Source organism: Vibrio gangliei (assembly GCF_026001925.1).
GTDB lineage: Bacteria > Pseudomonadota > Gammaproteobacteria > Enterobacterales > Vibrionaceae > Vibrio > Vibrio gangliei.
The window spans coordinates 696,765-713,891 of sequence record NZ_AP021869.1 but is presented as its reverse complement, the minus strand read 5'-3'; the positions used below and the strand labels follow the sequence as shown (position 1 = coordinate 713,891).

The window sequence follows — 17,127 nt, the reverse complement described above, 5'->3', positions numbered from 1 at the left end:
CACTTTTTAAAGTAAGTAAGGTGCGATCGAGATGTTAGATGAAGCGATTAAACAACAACTAAAACAATACCTCCAAAATCTAAAACATGATGTCCAGCTAGTGGTTAGCCTAGATGAAAGCAAAGCCGCTAATGACATTTTGTCTTTAGCAAACGAAATTGCTGAGTTAAGTGATTTTGTCTCTGTCACTCGTGATGACGCAGCCAGTGAACGTAAGCCTGTCATGACGATCTCAAACCCGCAAAAAGGCACTCAACTGCGCTTTGCAGGTTTGCCTATGGGTCATGAATTTACCTCTTTGGTACTGGCTCTACTTCACTCAGGTGGTCACCCAATCAAACTTGAGCAAGATGTGATTGAGCAAATCGCGCAGTTAGATAAGAAGCTCGATGTTGAGATCTTTATTTCTCTGTCGTGCCAAAACTGTCCTGACGTGGTGCAAGCCTTTAATATGATGGCAGCGATCAATCCAGATGTACGCGTCACTATGATTGATGGTGCGTTATTCCAAGGTGAAGTCAAAGATCGCGACATCATGGCGGTACCAAGTGTTTTCGTAAACGGTGAATTGTTTGGCCAAGGCCGTATGACACTGAATGAAATCTTAGCGAAAGTGGATGATGGTGCAGCTGAAAAAGCGGCAGCAAGTCTGAATGAAAAAGACCCGTACGATGTATTGGTTGTCGGTGGCGGTCCTGGTGGCAGTGCAGCGGCGCTATACGCAGCTCGTAAAGGCATTCGTACTGGTGTGGTTGCAAAACGCTTCGGTGGTCAAGTGATGGATACCATGGCGATTGAAAACTTCATTTCAGTGAAGCGTACAGAAGGTCCTCGCTTAGCGACCGATCTCGCTGAACACTTGAAAGAATACGACGTAGATGTGATCACTGAGCAGCAAGCTGACAAATTAATGGGCAAACCATTTACTCAAGATGGCTACATCCACATTAACTTGGAAAGCGGCGCAACACTAAAAAGTAAAAGTGTTATTTTAAGCCCAGGTGCTCGCTGGCGTGAAATGAACGTACCGGGTGAGCAAGAGTATCGCAACAAAGGCGTGGCGTACTGTCCGCACTGTGATGGTCCATTGTTTAAAGGCAAAAAGACCGCAGTAATCGGCGGTGGTAACTCGGGTATCGAAGCGGCGATTGATCTTGCTGGTATCGTCGAGCACGTAACCGTATTGGAATTTGCTGACACATTACGTGCCGACCAAGTTCTGATCAATAAAGCGAACTCGTTGCCAAACATCGACATCATCACGATGGCTCAAACTACGGAAGTGATTGGTGATGGTAAACGTGTGACTGGTTTGAAATACAAAGACCGTAATACCGATGAAATCAAACAGATTCAACTAGCAGGTATCTTTGTACAAATTGGTTTAGTACCGAACACCGAGTGGTTAAAAGACAGCGATGTGAAATTGTCGGAACGTGGTGAGATCATTGTCAACGACCGTGGCGAAACGAACCTACCTGGTGTATTTGCCGCAGGTGACGCGACCACTGTACCATATAAACAAATCATCATTGCGATGGGTGAAGGTGCAAAAGCAAGCCTAAGTGCGTTTGATTATCTGATTCGCCAAGATGGTTAAGCTGTCATAGTTAAGGCTCTGCTTTAATGACGAAAAGCTTTTATTAACAAGCGCTTTAAATTTGAATCCCATAACTCAAAGGGCCCACTGATTTCTCAGTAGGCCCTTTGTTCTTTTTATTTACATCATGTTGTATTTACTTTATTTTACGCCTAAAGCAAATATTATGGTGTAACGATATTGAACCAGAATTCAAAGCTATCCATATAGCTGATCAACTCATCCAATTTCGCAGCATCGCCTGAAATCTTAACATCACCATTCTTCTCAGCATCTTTCAGTTTTTCTTGCTTCAAGATAATGCGATTTAGCGTGTCACGAGACAGTTTGATAGTGGCATCAGCACCTTTCGCTTGAGAGTTCGCAGTATGGTTCAGTACACCATTTTCTAACTCTACTTTGTACTGCTGACCTTTCTGACCAAAATCAAAGTTCAGTACCATATTGGCATCCGCTGCCTTCATACCATTAATATGAACAGCTAGGTAATCGAAGAACATTTCTGGCGTCATCGCTTTAACCGTATCAGGGCTTGCTGTATTTGGTGTTGGCAATACTTTCACGCCGTTTCGTAATTCTTGCGCGCCACTCAAATAGAAGTTACGCCATGGGCCAGACTCTGCTTGATAACCTAATTGCTCTAGTGCATCCGCTTCTAAGTTACGAGCTTCTTTATTTTCAGGGTCAGCAAAGACAACTTTACTCACCACTTGTGCTACCCAGCGGTAATTTCCATCAGCAAAATCTTTCTTCGCTTTTGCTAGGATCTTATCCGCACCGCCCATGTACTCAACAAATTTCTTTGCTGCTTCTTGTGGTGGTAGCTCATCCAATGTTGCTGGGTTACCGTCAAACCAACCTAAATAGAAGACATAAGTGGCTTTCACATTATGGCTTACCGAACCGTAGTAACCACGGCTTGACCATGTTTTTTCCAGTGATGGTGGCATTTTGAAATTAGCCACGATTTCATCACGAGTTAAACCTTGGTTCGCCATGCGTAAGGTTTGATCGTTGATGTAACGATAAGTATCACGTTGTGTTTTCATCAGCTTAACGATATTGTCATTACCCCAGGTTGGCCAGTGATGCTGAGCAATAATCACTTGTGCATCATCACCCCAGCGGTCAATCGCTAGGTTAATGTATTTTGACCACGCCAATGGATCACGAATCTTCGCACCACGTAGAGAATACGTATTGTGCAGCGTATGCGTTACATCTTCCGCCGATTCAATCATCTTCTTCTCTTTAACATACCAAAGCATTTCAGAAGGCGCTTCTGAACCCGGAGCCATTAAGAAGTCATAGGTTAAACCATCAATCACTTCTTCTTGACCAGTATGAGTGATGTAATTAGTTGGCGGGATCAGTGTCACTGTACCGGCAGACGTCGTTGTGCCTAAGCCTGCACCTACTTGACCTTTTTCGTTTGGCTGCAATAAGTTACCGTACATATAGCTCGCACGACGACTCATGGCATTACCAGCCATAATGTTTTCCGATACCGATTCTTCCATAAAGCCATTTGGAACATAAATCTTCACTTTACCGGCTTTGACATCTTTCTCATCGACCACACCACGAATACCACCGTAATGGTCAACATGGCTATGAGTGACGACAACCGCTACTACAGGCTTTTTACCGCGGTATTGGTAATAAAGTTCTAATGCCGCTTTAGCTGTTTCAGCCGAAACCAGAGGATCGATAACCGTAATCCCTTTTTTACCTTCAATGATGGTCATATTCGATAAATCAAAGTTACGGATTTGGTATACGCCATCAGTGACTTCAAACAGACCGCTGATATTAATCAACTGAGATTGACGCCACAGGCTCGGGTTTACAGTAGCTGGCGCTTTTTCGCCTTCTTTCACAAATGAATATTTGGTTGGGTCCCAAATCACATTGCCCGATTCACCTTTAATAATGCTTTTCGGTAAAGGGGCGATGAAGCCTTTGTGCGCATTTTCAAAATCGGTTTTATCCGAAAAAGGCAGTGTAGAGTACAGTTTATTATTAGCTTGTTGCGTTGCAGTTGTCGCCTCTTTAGGGGCAACCGTCACCGTATTGGCTATTGCTGAAAAAGATAAGGTCGTGACCAAACCTGCAACCGCGAGTGAACGAACGATAGGTTTTATTTTCATGGAAACCTCTACAATAAATAGGGCGTTATTCGAAATTGATAACATTAGGATTACGCAAAATATTGTAGGGAGTGGCTGATGATTAACCAGTCTCAAATGAGACTCTTCATACTAATTTCAAAAAGATTTAGAATCGTATTTTTGCAAATCACGGATAGCCTATGACGTTTTCAGATCTGCATCAATATTATCAAACTCTCGAGCTGGATCAGCATGTCAATGCCCTACTGCAAACAGGCATAGAATTAAACATCCCTTTTAAGCAACCGCTGAAACTTGAAAAGGATGCCATCTATTTTGTCGTGAAAGGTTCTATGGCCTTAGTCATTGAAGATAATCACTTAATCATTGGCAATACCATTGAATACATGCCAATTGGATTAATGGAAAAGTGTTGTCCGCTTGCAAAATTTTCCTACACCGCAATGAGCGATGTCACGTTAGTTAAATTATCCTATCAACAATTTTCCGATTATTTTTATCAACAAGATAAAGCAGAAGTATTGACCCAGATTCTGTCTTTCATGGCTATTTTTACACTGGATCTGCATAGTGAGCGTAAAAAAGTGTCTAGCTACCACACCATACGTTCAATGTTATTTCGATACATTTACCGAACGGAAAGCCATGAACATGAGAATGAAGGCATTGCTTCATTTATCATTTCACGTACCAATTTATCCCGCGCTCATGTGTTCCGCGTACTGGCCGATTTAAAGCAAGGTGGCTACATCACCATAAAGAAAGGGCGACTCATCTCAATCAATAAAAACCTACCGTCGGATTATTGATAAGATTCATCGCCCTAAACTCGATGCTCTAAGCTCTAAGAGCAAAAAACAAAAAAGCAAAGCTCAATTTATACTTCAGGTTGAGCTTGTTTGGTTTCTTCTGATAACTTCTCTTTCGCCACTTCCGGTACCTGCCCTTCATTAACCGCTTCTTGATAACAGCCACTCATTTTTATCGCTAAATACATGTCGGCACGAATACGGATCCCTCCTTCACCCACTTTAACCCCAGAAAGTGCACACCACTGTTTTAAGCGATGTTTATGCCCAGCCAACACCAGACGTATTCCGCGTTTCTTCAAGATTGCTTGAATATCATCAATGACCGCCATCACACTTAAATCCAAATGAGTAAAGCTGGCGACCGCATCAATAATAACGTATCGAATCTCATTACTACCGGCCTGTGCAACGTGATATAACAATCGACGCTTAAAGTGGTCTGCATTGAAGTAAGTCAACGGAGAATTAAAGCGATAAATCACTAATCCAGGAATAGGGTGTGCTTTTCCAGAACGACCTAAACTTCTCACCGTACCTTTACTATCCAAGCCTAATACTTGATCCGTTGGCCGCATCACAATACGCAAAAACTGAAATAAACCAAGTAAGACCGCAAGCGTGATCCCAGGGATCACCCCAATAACTAATACTGCGACAAAGGTAATGCTAGACAGGTAAAAAGCATCTTTGTTTCTACGGCGTAGTAGCCAAATGCCTTTTAAATCAATTAACGACATCGAAGCCACAATCAGCACAACGCCTAATGCCGCCACCGGAATAAACTGCAAGGGCTGATAAGCAACCACCGCCACAATGGCGATAATCGCGGCAGAAATAATCGAAACCAATTGGGTTTTACCGCCATTAGCATCATTGACCGCGGTTCGAGAACTGGTACCGCTCACCACAAAACCTTGTGAAAAAGCCGAAGCAATATTGATCATGCCTAGTGCGCGAAACTCTTTATCGGCATCAATATCGTAGCCATTTTTGGCGGCAAAACTTCGAGCGGTGATCATCATACTCACAAAGCTAACCATCGCTAAGTTCAGTGCCGGCATAACCAGTTCACGGCTAATACCAATATCGAATTCAGGCGCTTGAAAAGCTGGTAGCCCACCTTCAACCATACCCACGATGCCGACCCCGACGGAGTCAAAATTGCCTAGCCACACAAAAAGGCTTGCAATAATAATCGCCAGCATCGCCGCAGGCCAACGTGGCCTCAATTTTTTACAGCTATAATAAACCCCGAAAGTCATAGCGCTCACTAATAACGTTTGCCAATGCACATTCACTAATTGCGATGGGGCCTCCCAGACTTGCTCGATCAAGTAAGGCTGGTTATAGGTGATGCCAAACACTTTAAAAAATTGATCAACAATAATCGTGATAGATACACCATTGAGTAAACCTAATAAAATAGGACGCGATAAAAAGTCGGCAAATACCCCCAGTTTGAACTTACTGGCAATTAAACACCATACCCCCGTCATCGCCGTCATCGTAATAACCAATTGCCAATGTTTAACCGTATCGCCCGCAGACAATGGTGTCACCACCGCCGCAATCACTGCGCAAGTTGCGGTATCAGGGCCAACAATCAATTGTCGCGAAGTCCCCATTAGCGCGTACACTAGCATAGGCAATACGCAAGAATACAAACCGACAATCGCACTGACACCTGTCAATTGAGCATAAGCAATCGCCACAGGCAAGGCGACTGCGACAACTGAAAGTGCCGCGCGAACGTCGTCACCTAACCATGATTTATCATAATTTTTTAATTGAATCAGGCCAGGTAGCCACTCTTCAACCCATGCCCCTTTCCATGCTCGTTTCAATCTGAATCACCTTACTTTTAATCCGATTACTTATTCACTATATACCATATTTTAGGAAGAAAGCTGTCGGTTAAAGATGATAATCAAGAATAAAGATCTGACAAACCCCCAATAAAAACAGCCAGTAATAATAATGACTGGCTGCTTACTAATATTCGATTGTTTATTGTACGAATTAACGCGGAGGATCGACTCGTTGTGTATCGGAGCCATTAACACGAAACCAACCGGCAATAGAATAGCGGTCACGATTGGCGGGCAAAACTTCATGTGGAAAATCTTCACTGAGAAAAGCCACAATGGTGCCAAATCCCGGTGTCACTCGAATCAATTCTTCATTGGATTCATCTTGATAGATCACCAACTCTCCTTGATCTTCTTTATTCCAATCAGGATTTAAGTAAACCACTAAGCTCACCACTCGGTTTGACTGACCTTTAAACGCGTCTTTATGAGTCTTATAAAAATCACCTGGGGAGTAATGTGCAAAGTGACTCTCAAATGAAAATAACCCGAGAAACAAACGACGGTTTAAATATTGCTGCAACTGTCCAGCCCAATCGAGCCACTCTCGTCCGGCACGACTGTCACCATTAATCCAACATACTTCATCTTTACGGACAAACTGATTAAGCATTAAATTATCGTCACGCCCTATGCCAGCACGCTTGAAATAATACTCAGGCATAGAGTGAAGATGTTCGTGCAATGAATGTAATAATCCAGCAGGTAATGCATTAGGGTGAATACTGTAACCAGTATCGGCAAGATGATTGGCAATCGATTCAAATAAAGCCGTATCTGAAACGGGATCAATCGCCATATCTTCAGTTAAAACAACGCTCATTTTTTCCTCAAAAAAAACATACGCTGCCTCTCCTTCTCTTCCTAATGAGAGAAAACCAAAGAGGTCAGGACAATTCGGATTTTAATGTCAGTTTGCGATTGTGGCGAGTGTTATTCGTTCATTCCGTCGCTTATATCTAACAAAACAATAATTTAACAACTCGCATAAAAAAACACCAAGTTGGGGAGACTTGGTGTTTTTCTTTTATTTACTAGCTAACTTGGAGTTGGACTAGATTTTCAGAGAGATACATCGCTATTCCAATTGAAATAAACTCAGTTAATTTCAGCGATGAAAAGACTTCTGAACCGTAAAGGTTGTTGGTTAATCTACCTAGGTAGAGAATATTTTTACATTGACTCTGTTTAAAACAGCGTCATTAACAGTCAACAACTTGATTACATTTCATTCATTATGCTCACATTCAGGCAGATTAAAACCTTCATTTTTGAAATGTAAAATTACTGTAACAACACCCATTTCAGTTAACATTTTGAACGTTTTTTACTGGACGAAACCTCTAGCTCAATGAAAGCGGAATCAATTCCAAACCTAAGACGGAGCTAAATGCCATCACCACAAGTAATGATGTTTTAAACACCGACTTAGACCACTGAATATAATTGCTTTCATCCATACGGCTAAACGTCACTTTAGACCAAGCAAAGCATGATAGCGCAGCCACAGCTAGGTATTCATAACCAGTATGACCAAATGCATATAAACCTAGAGCCACCAGCGAGAAAGCAGCGACATACGCCATCATGTGCTGACGCGCTTTTTGAATGCCTTTCACCACCGGTAAAACTGGAATACCCGCTTCTTTGTAGTCTTGCATACGGAACATCGCAATCGCATAAGAATGCGGCATTTGCCATAAACAAAACAGACTAAACAAAAGCACAGCTTCTAGGCTGATGTAATTGGTCACCGCTAAGTAACCAACCAGCGGCGGAATCGCCCCCGATACACTGCCCACTAAGGTGCCGTATACCGAGGTGCGTTTGTACCACATGGTGTAAAAGAATACGTAGAACACATAACCAAGTAACACCATCACCGCAGACAGTGGATTCGCCATTTTATACAGCAAACCCGTGCCAGCTAATAGCATCACAAGTGCGTATAAAAAGGCATGATCAACCTTAATACCGCCTTGCACCATGGTACGGTTTTGAGTTCGAGACATTTTAAAATCGATATCACGATCAAAAATGTTGTTGATCACACACCCTGAAGCAATGACCAACGCCACCCCCAGTAAGGTGTATCCCAGCAGTCCGAGCGTCACTGTCTCGGATTTTGCAGCCAAGAAATACCCGGCCAATACTGAGATTAAATTCCCGACAATAATGCCGGGCTTGGTGATCGATACGTATTCTTTCAACATGAGCACTACCTACATCATCATGTTGTGGTTCAGGTTCCACATAATCCAGATAGAACCAGCAACCACGATAAAGACAATGACAGCGGTAAAAGCAAAAGATAAGGCATTGAACTTACCTTTTTCTGAGCTATCCATATGCAAGAAGTACACTAGGTGAACGAGCAACTGGATAACCGCTGTGATGATCAAGATTTCAATGGTGGTTTCGCGAGACAATACTCCGGTATACGCAAAGTAAAACGGAATAATCGTTAAGATAAGCGAAGCAACAAACCCAATGATGTAACCTTTTGCGCCAGAATCTTCATGGCCTTTTGATACTGATGAATTTGACATTACACCACCCCCAATAAGTACACGATTGTAAATACACAAATCCAAACGATATCAAGGAAGTGCCAGAACAAACTTAAGCAGTAAAAACGGCCTTTCATTAAATCATTCAAACCTTTCGTACTTAATTGGAAGTAACACACTGCCAACCAAATAAGACCAAATGTCACATGCAAACCGTGAGTTCCGACCAAGGTAAAGAAAGCCGATAGGAACGCACTGCGTTGTGGTCCAAAACCTTCTTCAATTAAATGATGGAATTCGTATATTTCCATCGCAATAAAGCCGAGGCCGAGTAGCGCAGTGATCAGTAGCCAGCGTTTTAAGCCGGCAACATCTTCACGTTTCATGGCAATGATGCCAAAACCAAAAGTGATACTACTTAACAGCAGCAACATGGTTTCTACGAATACAAATGGGAGTTCAAAAATATCTTTCCCTGTTGGCCCACCCGCGGTGGCGTTAACCAGTACTGCATAAGTGGCAAACAAAGTACCAAACAGAATGCAGTCACTCATTAAGTAGATCCAGAAGCCGTATTGCTTCATCTCATTTGCGTCATGATGATCGTGATCATCATGATGACCATGCTCAGCTGCAGGATTAGCGTGCATAATCGACCTCCATATCTTCGTCATCATCGGATGCATTAGCTTGTTGTGCTTTCGCTTTTTTCAGCTGCTCTTTATGCGCTTGCTCGATAGCTTTGATTTCTTCAACCGTCACGTAGTAATCACGGTCTTCATTGAAGCTATGTACAATCGCAGTCACGATAATGCCGACAAATCCTACGATAGCTAACCACCAGATATACCAGATCATGGCAAAACCAAAGATCAAAGAGAAACCTGAGATTACAACACCGGTTGCCGTATTTTTCGGCATATGAATCGGAGCGTACTCTTCTTCTTCCGCCAGTTTCGCATCAATACCCGCTTTACCTTCTTGCTTTTGATACCAGAACGCATCCAGTACATCGCCTTTTGGCAATTTCGCAAAGTTGTAGAACGGCGGTGGTGATGAAGTCGACCACTCAAGTGTACGACCGCCCCATGGGTCGCCAGTAAGATCGCGGTTTTGTTCACGGTCACGCACGCTCACGAAGAACTGAATCGCTTGACACGCTACACCACAGAAAATGATGAAAGTACCGAACGCAGCCGTCGCTAGCAGTGGGAAGTACTCAGGGTCAATGTGTTGGCTCAAACGACGAGTCATACCCATAAAGCCCAATGCGTATAGCGGGATAAAGGCAAATAGGAAGCCAATAATCCAACACCAGAATGCACGTTTACCCCAAGTTTCATTCAGTTTGAAACCAGTTGCTTTCGGGAACCAGTAAGTCACACCAGCAAAACAGCCGAACACCACACCACCGATAATCACATTATGGAAGTGCGCGATCAGGAACAAACTGTTGTGAAGTACGAAGTCTGCGCCAGGAACCGCCATCAATACGCCAGTCATACCACCAACTGTGAAGGTGATCAGGAAGCCGATAGTCCATAACATTGGTGAGCTGAATTCAACACGACCACGGTACATGGTAAATAGCCAGTTGAAGATCTTAACCCCGGTTGGAATTGAGATAATCATGGTGGCAATACCAAAGAAGGCGTTTACATTTGCGCCAGAACCCATGGTAAAGAAGTGATGTAGCCAAACCACGAACGCAAGGATGGTGATAACCACAGTCGCCCAAACCAGCGATGTGTAACCGAACAGTTTCTTACGAGAGAAAGTCGCCACCACTTCTGAGTACACACCGAAAATAGGCAGTACCAGAATGTATACTTCAGGGTGACCCCACGCCCAAATCAAGTTGACGTACATCATCATGTTACCGCCCATATCATTGGTAAAGAAATGGGTACCTAGGTAACGATCAAGCGTCAATAGCGCGATAGTCACAGTTAAGATTGGGAACGAAATGATGATCAAAATATTGGCACACAGTGATGCCCAAGTGAACACTGGCATTTTCATCAAAGGCATAGACGGAGTACGCATGCGCATGATGGTGGTGAAGAAGTTCACACCGGATAGCGTGGTACCGACACCTGAAATTTGCAGCGCCCAAATCCAATAATCAACCCCTGTTCCTGGGCTTGCTTTAATGCCTGATAGCGGCGGATAAGCCAACCAACCAGTACGAGCGAATTCACCCACACCAAGTGATACGTTGGTTAGAATCACACCCACAACAAACAGCCAGAAGCTCAAGTTGTTCAAGTATGGGAAAGCAACGTCACGCGCACCTATTTGCAGAGGAACAACAATGTTCATCAAGCCAATGATCAGTGGCATAGCAACGAAGAAAATCATGATCACACCGTGCGCACTGAAGATTTGGTCATAGTGCTCAGGTGGCAGATATCCGGCCTCGCCCGCAGAAGAAAGCAATTGTTGGCTTCGCATCATCACCGCATCCGAGAAACCACGGATTAACATGACTAATGCCACCACAATGTACATAAAACCGATTTTCTTATGGTCGATCGAAGTGAACCACTCAGACCATAAATATTGCCATTTACCGTAGTAAGTAATGGCTGAAACAAGCGCGATACCAACAAGAGCAATCACGGTCAAAGTGACCATAATAATCGGCTCATGGTATGGAACGCTGTCGAGAGAAAGTCTTCCAAACATAGTATTTCCTACCCTTTAATGTTTTGCCATGTCCATATGGTGCCCTTCACTCATGCTTTCTTCGCCTGAGTTTAAAGAGCCCTTATACTGCTTGACCACATCGGCAAACAAATGCTCTGGAACGCTTGAGTAATACGTCACTGGCACGTTTTCGCTTGGTTTCGCAAGCTCACGATAACCATCGAAATCACTCATCACTAGGGCATCTTGTTTGTTCTTAACGCTTTTCACCCAGTCATTAAACTCATCACGCGTTTCGGTGACGTGCGCGGTGAACTTCATGCCTGAGAAGCCTTCACCACTGTAACTGGCTGAAATGCCTTTATAATCATTCGCTTCATTTGCCATTAGATGCACACTGGTCATCATGCCTGGCATCGCATAAATCTGGCTGCCCAAACGAGGAATGAAGAACGAATTCATAATGTTGTCTGAAGTGACTTTGAACTTAACTGGCACATCTTTAGGGAAGGCTACGTAGTTCACCGTCGCAATATGTTGCTCAGGGTAAATAAACAACCATTTCCAATCCAAAGAGACGACTTCAATCGTCATATGGTCGACTTCGCTCACAAGCGGTTTAGATTGCTCTAATTCGTGAGTCGTGCGCCAAGTGATGGTTCCTAAAATGGCAATAATGATGATAGGAATAGTCCACACCACCACTTCAATTTTGGTTGAATGTGCCCATTCTGGATCGTATTTTTCATCCGTATTAGTTGAACGATATTTATACGAAAAAAATACCGTCATTAGGATGACAGGAATAACAACAATCAACATCAACAATAATGCTGTGATGATCAGTTCTTTTTCTTGAATGCCGACGATCCCTTTAGGATCAAGCAAAGCAGATTCACATCCAGACAACAGAAAAGGGACGGCGAGCATTCCTCCACGTGACAAGATGTTTTTATATCTTGAGGCTTCCATTCTAATTCTCGATATTAAAGGCGAAGAAAAGCACGTCGTTATAGCAATAACGAAACCATTCAACGCAAAACCATGAAATCGATAGAAATGATGTTTAGCTGCAAATTTCTACATCTAAATACCATTTGCGACCAAGTAAATTTCACTACTAGGTAGCCAAAATGCACGAAAATGCAAAGTAACCACCAAGTTAAGAGAAGAGAATAACAATGCACAGATAGTTGCACCAAGGCAAACATGGTTACACCAAAACATACAATGTTACATTTGAAACATTATGCTTACATAGCACAACAATCTCATCAAATAAAAGTGAAAACTAACTTTTCGAAAATGGAATTATAATTTCATCTTCCCTAGCACAGCGAACAACACTAAATAAAAATTAAAATTGGATGAAATAGCAGAAGTTAAAGGAGGTTAGACGCTGTTTGAGTACTTTATATACATTTAGCGAATTTATTCTACGTTAACTTCAACGACTTAAAGGCTGAAGTCCATTTCAACTCAAGCAAGTCGGAAGCCTAAAACCACTCAGCATACCCACATGCTTTATAAACCTTTTGAGTATTGCGCCATCGTAATTAGGAAAATCATGCGATTAAGGTGCACTTTTCGTTACATACTTTAACATTTTCGACATCATTTGAGATCATCTTCAAAAAATAAGTAATGATCTAAGCCGGTTCAATCTGAACTTGTGTATCTGTCTTAATGTTCCTCAAATCAAATAAACGAATAATTTTTCACATACAGAAAGGGCAGCCACTTCGCTTAATGCCAGTCAATTAAGCTGACTGGCATTCTTTTTATTAGGGTACTTCTTCGCTTTGGGCTTTATCGCTCTAGGGTACATTCTATCTTCCCGCTTAACAGGAAGAACATGGTGGTGAGCTTCTTCAAGCAAGTGATTTATTCGTTTCGGTATCGTCCCAGCCGACTCGAGCCAGAAGCTGTGGATTAGGTGGATAATGGCATTCGCGCTTGTCGTGAAGCTCAGCTGATTCGGGTGTAGCCCCGGGATTTGTTTCGCCATACTTATCATCTGATAACGGATGATATTGTAGCTCAGTAGCAACCCCCATAGCTCTTGACGGACCATCTCAGGTTTTTTACTGCGTAAGGTAAATTGGTTCTTAAGTAGCGATGACTTCATTTCTCTATAACCAACCTCAATTTCCCATCGATGGCTGTATAGGTCAGCGATTTCTGCGCTAGGGTAGCGCAAAGCATCGGTCATCGACGTGAGGATATTGACCTCTTTTCCCTTAATCGTTTTGGTTATGAGCCTAACCGTCACTGACTCTGGTAAATCCGAGAACTTCTTTCTGGCTTGAGGGCTAGACTGCAAGCGGACTATTCTATCATTCCTGCCAAGCTTACTGATTATCGTATACTGCGTACCTTTCTTCATTGGCATTAACCAATGGCGCTCAACGCCTGTCGATGCCCAGCGATTGAGTAGACCTAGTGAGAAAAAGCCTCTATCAAACAGGGTTAAGCTATTATCTGGTGTCGTGTCGATGAGTTGTTCAGCCAATACCATTTCATTGGTTTTGTAGCTATCGAATGCACTTGCAATCAGCATATGACTTGTCACTTCCATCTGGCACACCATACGAACTTGAGGGAAGGCGCCTTCGCTATTTTGGTTCGAGGGGGCTTGAAAGGTATTCCTATTTTCATCGCTGTCCGGTGTTCGCCATACCACGCCATCGACAGCAAGAAGCTTTAAGCCAGCCCAAGTAGGATGTTGAGCCACTTCATTCCACAGCTTCTGACTTTGAACAAAAACTTCTTTCACTGCCTGCTCACCAAGTCTCTGTCTCGCCTGAACGATGGCGCTAGGAGCGACAAGCGCTCGTTTTCCAGGCAGAGCCAATTGAGCTTTGGAAACGATACTCCACAGAGGTTCTTGTCGATAGAGAGACATAGCAATCACAGACCAAACCGCCATATCAAGAGGGATTCTGCGCTTTCGAACCGTTGCTACCCCCGACGTTTCAAGACATTGATTAATGAAGTCTGGGCACAGGATGTCACTAAGTTGTCCTAGTTGCTCTGTATTTGAAGCATAGCTATTGGCGAGTGAGAGGGCTGTCGTTAATTGCAAAAGAAAAGGCTCTAAGTGGGAATACTTAGAGCCTTTATAAGCTATCTGCAGGATCGTTCAACCGATCATTTTTTGCTTAACTGATCGGCATTAAGCCACTTCGCTGCCCTTTTTCATGTTTTACCTTCTACCAAGTTATTTCAAATACTGAGCATGAAACTTCAAATGCTCATCTATGAAACTGGCGATGAAAAAATAGCTATGGTCGTAACCAGAGTGGACATTGATTTCAAATGGATACCCCACATCATTAGCGGCATTTTCCAATAAGTGCGGTTTTAATTGATCTTCTAAGAAGTTATCGGCAAGACCTTGATCCATTTTGATCGGCGGCAAATACGCTTCGTCTCCTTTGATTTTTTTCATCAGCTCAACCGCATCGTATTTAACCCACAAAGCTTGGTCATCACCAAGATAAGCGGTTAATGCCTTGTGTCCCCACGGGCAATGCAATGGGCTCACAATCGGGCTGAAAGCGGAAATCGATTTAAAGCGCGGACTATTGCGTAAGCCAATGGTTAACGCGCCATGCCCGCCCATCGAGTGACCTGAGATCGAACGCTTATCATTAACAGCAAAGTTTGCTTCAATCAAGGCTGGTAGCTCGTAAGCAATGTAATCGTACATTTGATAATGCTTAGCCCAAGGCTCTTGGGTGGCATTAAGGTAAAAGCCTGCCCCTTTACCTAGATCATAGGCTTCATCATCAGCCACATCATCACCACGCGGACTCGTATCTGGCGCAACAATCGCGATACCTAATTCCGCCGCCAATCGCTGCGCACCGGCTTTTTGCACAAAGTTTTCATCGGTGCAAGTTAAGCCCGATAACCAGTACAACACCGGCACTTTCTCATCAGCGGCTTGCGGCGGCATAAAAATCGAAAAGCGCATGGTGCAATTGAGCACAGTAGATTCATGCTCAAATTGCTGTTGATAACCACCAAACGATTTATTTGAATTGAGTTGTTTCATTATACGGTTCTCGTTTATACGTTTCTCGTAGCTCGGAAGCTCGGAAGCTCGGAAGCTCGGAAGCTCGGAAGCTCGGAAGCTCGGAAGCTCGGAAAAGTCTATTCTCGTTCCCAAGACTAAAACAACAGCCCTAAGCTACACTTTAACCTTAAAATTCATCGAACTTATAGCTAAATAAACACCGACTATGGTTGCTCGAGCTTGAGTATTTCACCTCGAGATACGAGCAACGAGTTTCCTAGCTACGTACCAATCTTCAAAGTAATTGGGCTTACAAGTAAGAAAGTACCTATTATTGTGGCTCGATCTCACGTATTTCACCTCGAGACACGAGCAACGAGTTTCCTAGCTACGTCTCTTAGTAATGAATGACAGTACGAATACTCTTACCCTCATGCATCAAATCAAACGCAGTATTGATGTCTTCAAGGCCCATGGTATGAGTAATGAAATCATTCAGCTTGAATTCACCTTTCATGTAACGTTCTACGTAATCAGGCAATTCTGAACGGCCTTTTACGCCACCGAATGCCGAGCCTTTCCATACACGGCCAGTCACTAGTTGGAAAGGACGAGTTGAGATCTCTTGACCTGCGCCAGCCACACCAATGATGATCGACTCGCCCCAGCCTTTATGGCAACACTCTAGCGCTGAACGCATTAGGTGTACGTTACCGACACATTCAAATGAGTAATCCACGCCGCCGTCAGTCATTTCAACGATCACTTCTTGAATGGGCTTATCGAAATCTTTTGGATTCACCACATCAGTTGCGCCTAGTTTCTTGGCCAAATCAAATTTCGATTCATTAATGTCGATAGCAATAATACGGCCCGCTTTTGCCATCGCAGCGCCAATCACCGCCGATAGACCAATGCCGCCTAGACCGAAGATCGCTACAGTGTCGCCTTCTTGTACTTTGGCCGTATTTGCCACAGCGCCCATGCCGGTAGTCACACCACAACCCAGTAGACACACTTCTTTTAAATCCGCTTCAGGGTTTACTTTGGCGAGTGAGATTTCTGGCAGAACCGTGTATTCCGAAAACGTTGACGTGCCCATGTAATGGAAAATTGGCTCACCGTTAATTGAAAATCGTGTCGTACCATCTGGCATCAAACCTTTACCTTGAGTTTCACGTACCGCTGAACACAAGTTGGTTTTACCTGAAGTACAGAATTTACATTCGCCACATTCAGCAGTGTAAAGTGGAATAACGTGATCGCCGACTTTAAGTGAAGTCACACCTTCGCCAACAGATTCAACAATACCGCCACCTTCATGGCCTAAAATTGCTGGGAAAACGCCTTCAGGATCATCACCGGATAACGTAAATGCATCGGTATGACACACACCAGTGGCAATAATTTTCACGCGAACTTCACCTTTCTGTGGTGGCATTACATCCACGGTTTCCATTTTTAGAGGTTCACCGGCTTTCCATGCCACGGCCGCGCGTGACTTAATTACTTGTGCTGTCATTTCAATTCCTTAC

General features: G+C 43.4%; 13 protein-coding genes. 2 read left to right on the top strand and 11 right to left on the bottom strand.

What is annotated here, in order from left to right:
- Positions 1–31: 31 nt before the first annotated feature.
- Positions 32–1,600 (top strand): alkyl hydroperoxide reductase subunit F, encoded by a 1,569-nt coding sequence (gene ahpF / locus Vgang_RS03245; protein WP_105903099.1) that lies wholly within the window; start codon positions 32–34, stop codon positions 1,598–1,600.
- A 164-nt stretch (positions 1,601–1,764) separates the two neighbouring features.
- Here the strand turns inward: ahpF and Vgang_RS03240 are convergent, their stop codons facing one another.
- Entirely contained in the window at positions 1,765–3,750 is a 1,986-nt protein-coding gene (locus Vgang_RS03240; protein ID WP_105903100.1) for an alkyl/aryl-sulfatase, read from the bottom strand.
- A gap of 161 nt (positions 3,751–3,911) precedes the next feature.
- Here Vgang_RS03240 and Vgang_RS03235 point away from each other — a divergent pair, with 161 nt between their 5' ends.
- Entirely contained in the window at positions 3,912–4,541 is a 630-nt protein-coding gene (locus Vgang_RS03235; protein WP_105903101.1) for a helix-turn-helix domain-containing protein, read from the top strand.
- A 68-nt stretch (positions 4,542–4,609) separates the two neighbouring features.
- On the opposite strand, the gene Vgang_RS03230 is transcribed toward Vgang_RS03235, so the two are convergent.
- From Vgang_RS03230 to Vgang_RS03185, 10 genes are all read right to left on the bottom strand, one after another.
- Complete coding sequence (locus tag Vgang_RS03230) at positions 4,610–6,388, bottom strand: SulP family inorganic anion transporter (protein ID WP_105903102.1); 1,779 nt, start codon at positions 6,386–6,388, stop codon at positions 4,610–4,612.
- Between the two features lie 175 nt (positions 6,389–6,563).
- On the bottom strand, positions 6,564–7,235 hold the full coding sequence (locus Vgang_RS03225) for a 2OG-Fe(II) oxygenase (RefSeq protein WP_105903103.1): 672 nt from the start codon (positions 7,233–7,235) through the stop codon (positions 6,564–6,566).
- A gap of 520 nt (positions 7,236–7,755) precedes the next feature.
- Positions 7,756–8,625, bottom strand: coding sequence for a heme o synthase (cyoE, locus tag Vgang_RS03220; RefSeq protein WP_105903104.1), 870 nt, complete (start codon positions 8,623–8,625; stop codon positions 7,756–7,758).
- 9 nt (positions 8,626–8,634) lie between these two features.
- A complete protein-coding gene (gene cyoD / locus Vgang_RS03215) occupies positions 8,635–8,961 on the bottom strand; it encodes a cytochrome o ubiquinol oxidase subunit IV (RefSeq protein ID WP_105903105.1) in 327 nt (108 codons plus the stop codon).
- On the bottom strand, positions 8,961–9,572 hold the full coding sequence (gene cyoC, locus Vgang_RS03210) for a cytochrome o ubiquinol oxidase subunit III (protein ID WP_245879957.1): 612 nt from the start codon (positions 9,570–9,572) through the stop codon (positions 8,961–8,963). Before cyoC ends, cyoD begins: the two co-directional genes overlap by 1 nt.
- Positions 9,562–11,610, bottom strand: coding sequence for a cytochrome o ubiquinol oxidase subunit I (cyoB, locus tag Vgang_RS03205; protein ID WP_105903107.1), 2,049 nt, complete (start codon positions 11,608–11,610; stop codon positions 9,562–9,564). The genes cyoC and cyoB overlap by 11 nt, the downstream gene beginning before the upstream one ends.
- Positions 11,611–11,625: 15 nt before the next feature.
- Entirely contained in the window at positions 11,626–12,543 is a 918-nt protein-coding gene (gene cyoA, locus Vgang_RS03200) for a ubiquinol oxidase subunit II (protein WP_105903108.1), read from the bottom strand.
- 784 nt (positions 12,544–13,327) lie between these two features.
- Positions 13,328–14,656 (bottom strand): IS4 family transposase, encoded by a 1,329-nt coding sequence (locus Vgang_RS03195; RefSeq protein ID WP_105903795.1) that lies wholly within the window; start codon positions 14,654–14,656, stop codon positions 13,328–13,330.
- A gap of 135 nt (positions 14,657–14,791) precedes the next feature.
- Positions 14,792–15,631, bottom strand: coding sequence for an S-formylglutathione hydrolase (fghA, locus tag Vgang_RS03190; RefSeq protein ID WP_105903737.1), 840 nt, complete (start codon positions 15,629–15,631; stop codon positions 14,792–14,794).
- A 358-nt stretch (positions 15,632–15,989) separates the two neighbouring features.
- Positions 15,990–17,114 (bottom strand): S-(hydroxymethyl)glutathione dehydrogenase/class III alcohol dehydrogenase, encoded by a 1,125-nt coding sequence (locus tag Vgang_RS03185; protein ID WP_105903738.1) that lies wholly within the window; start codon positions 17,112–17,114, stop codon positions 15,990–15,992.
- Between the last annotated feature and the right edge of the window lie 13 nt (positions 17,115–17,127).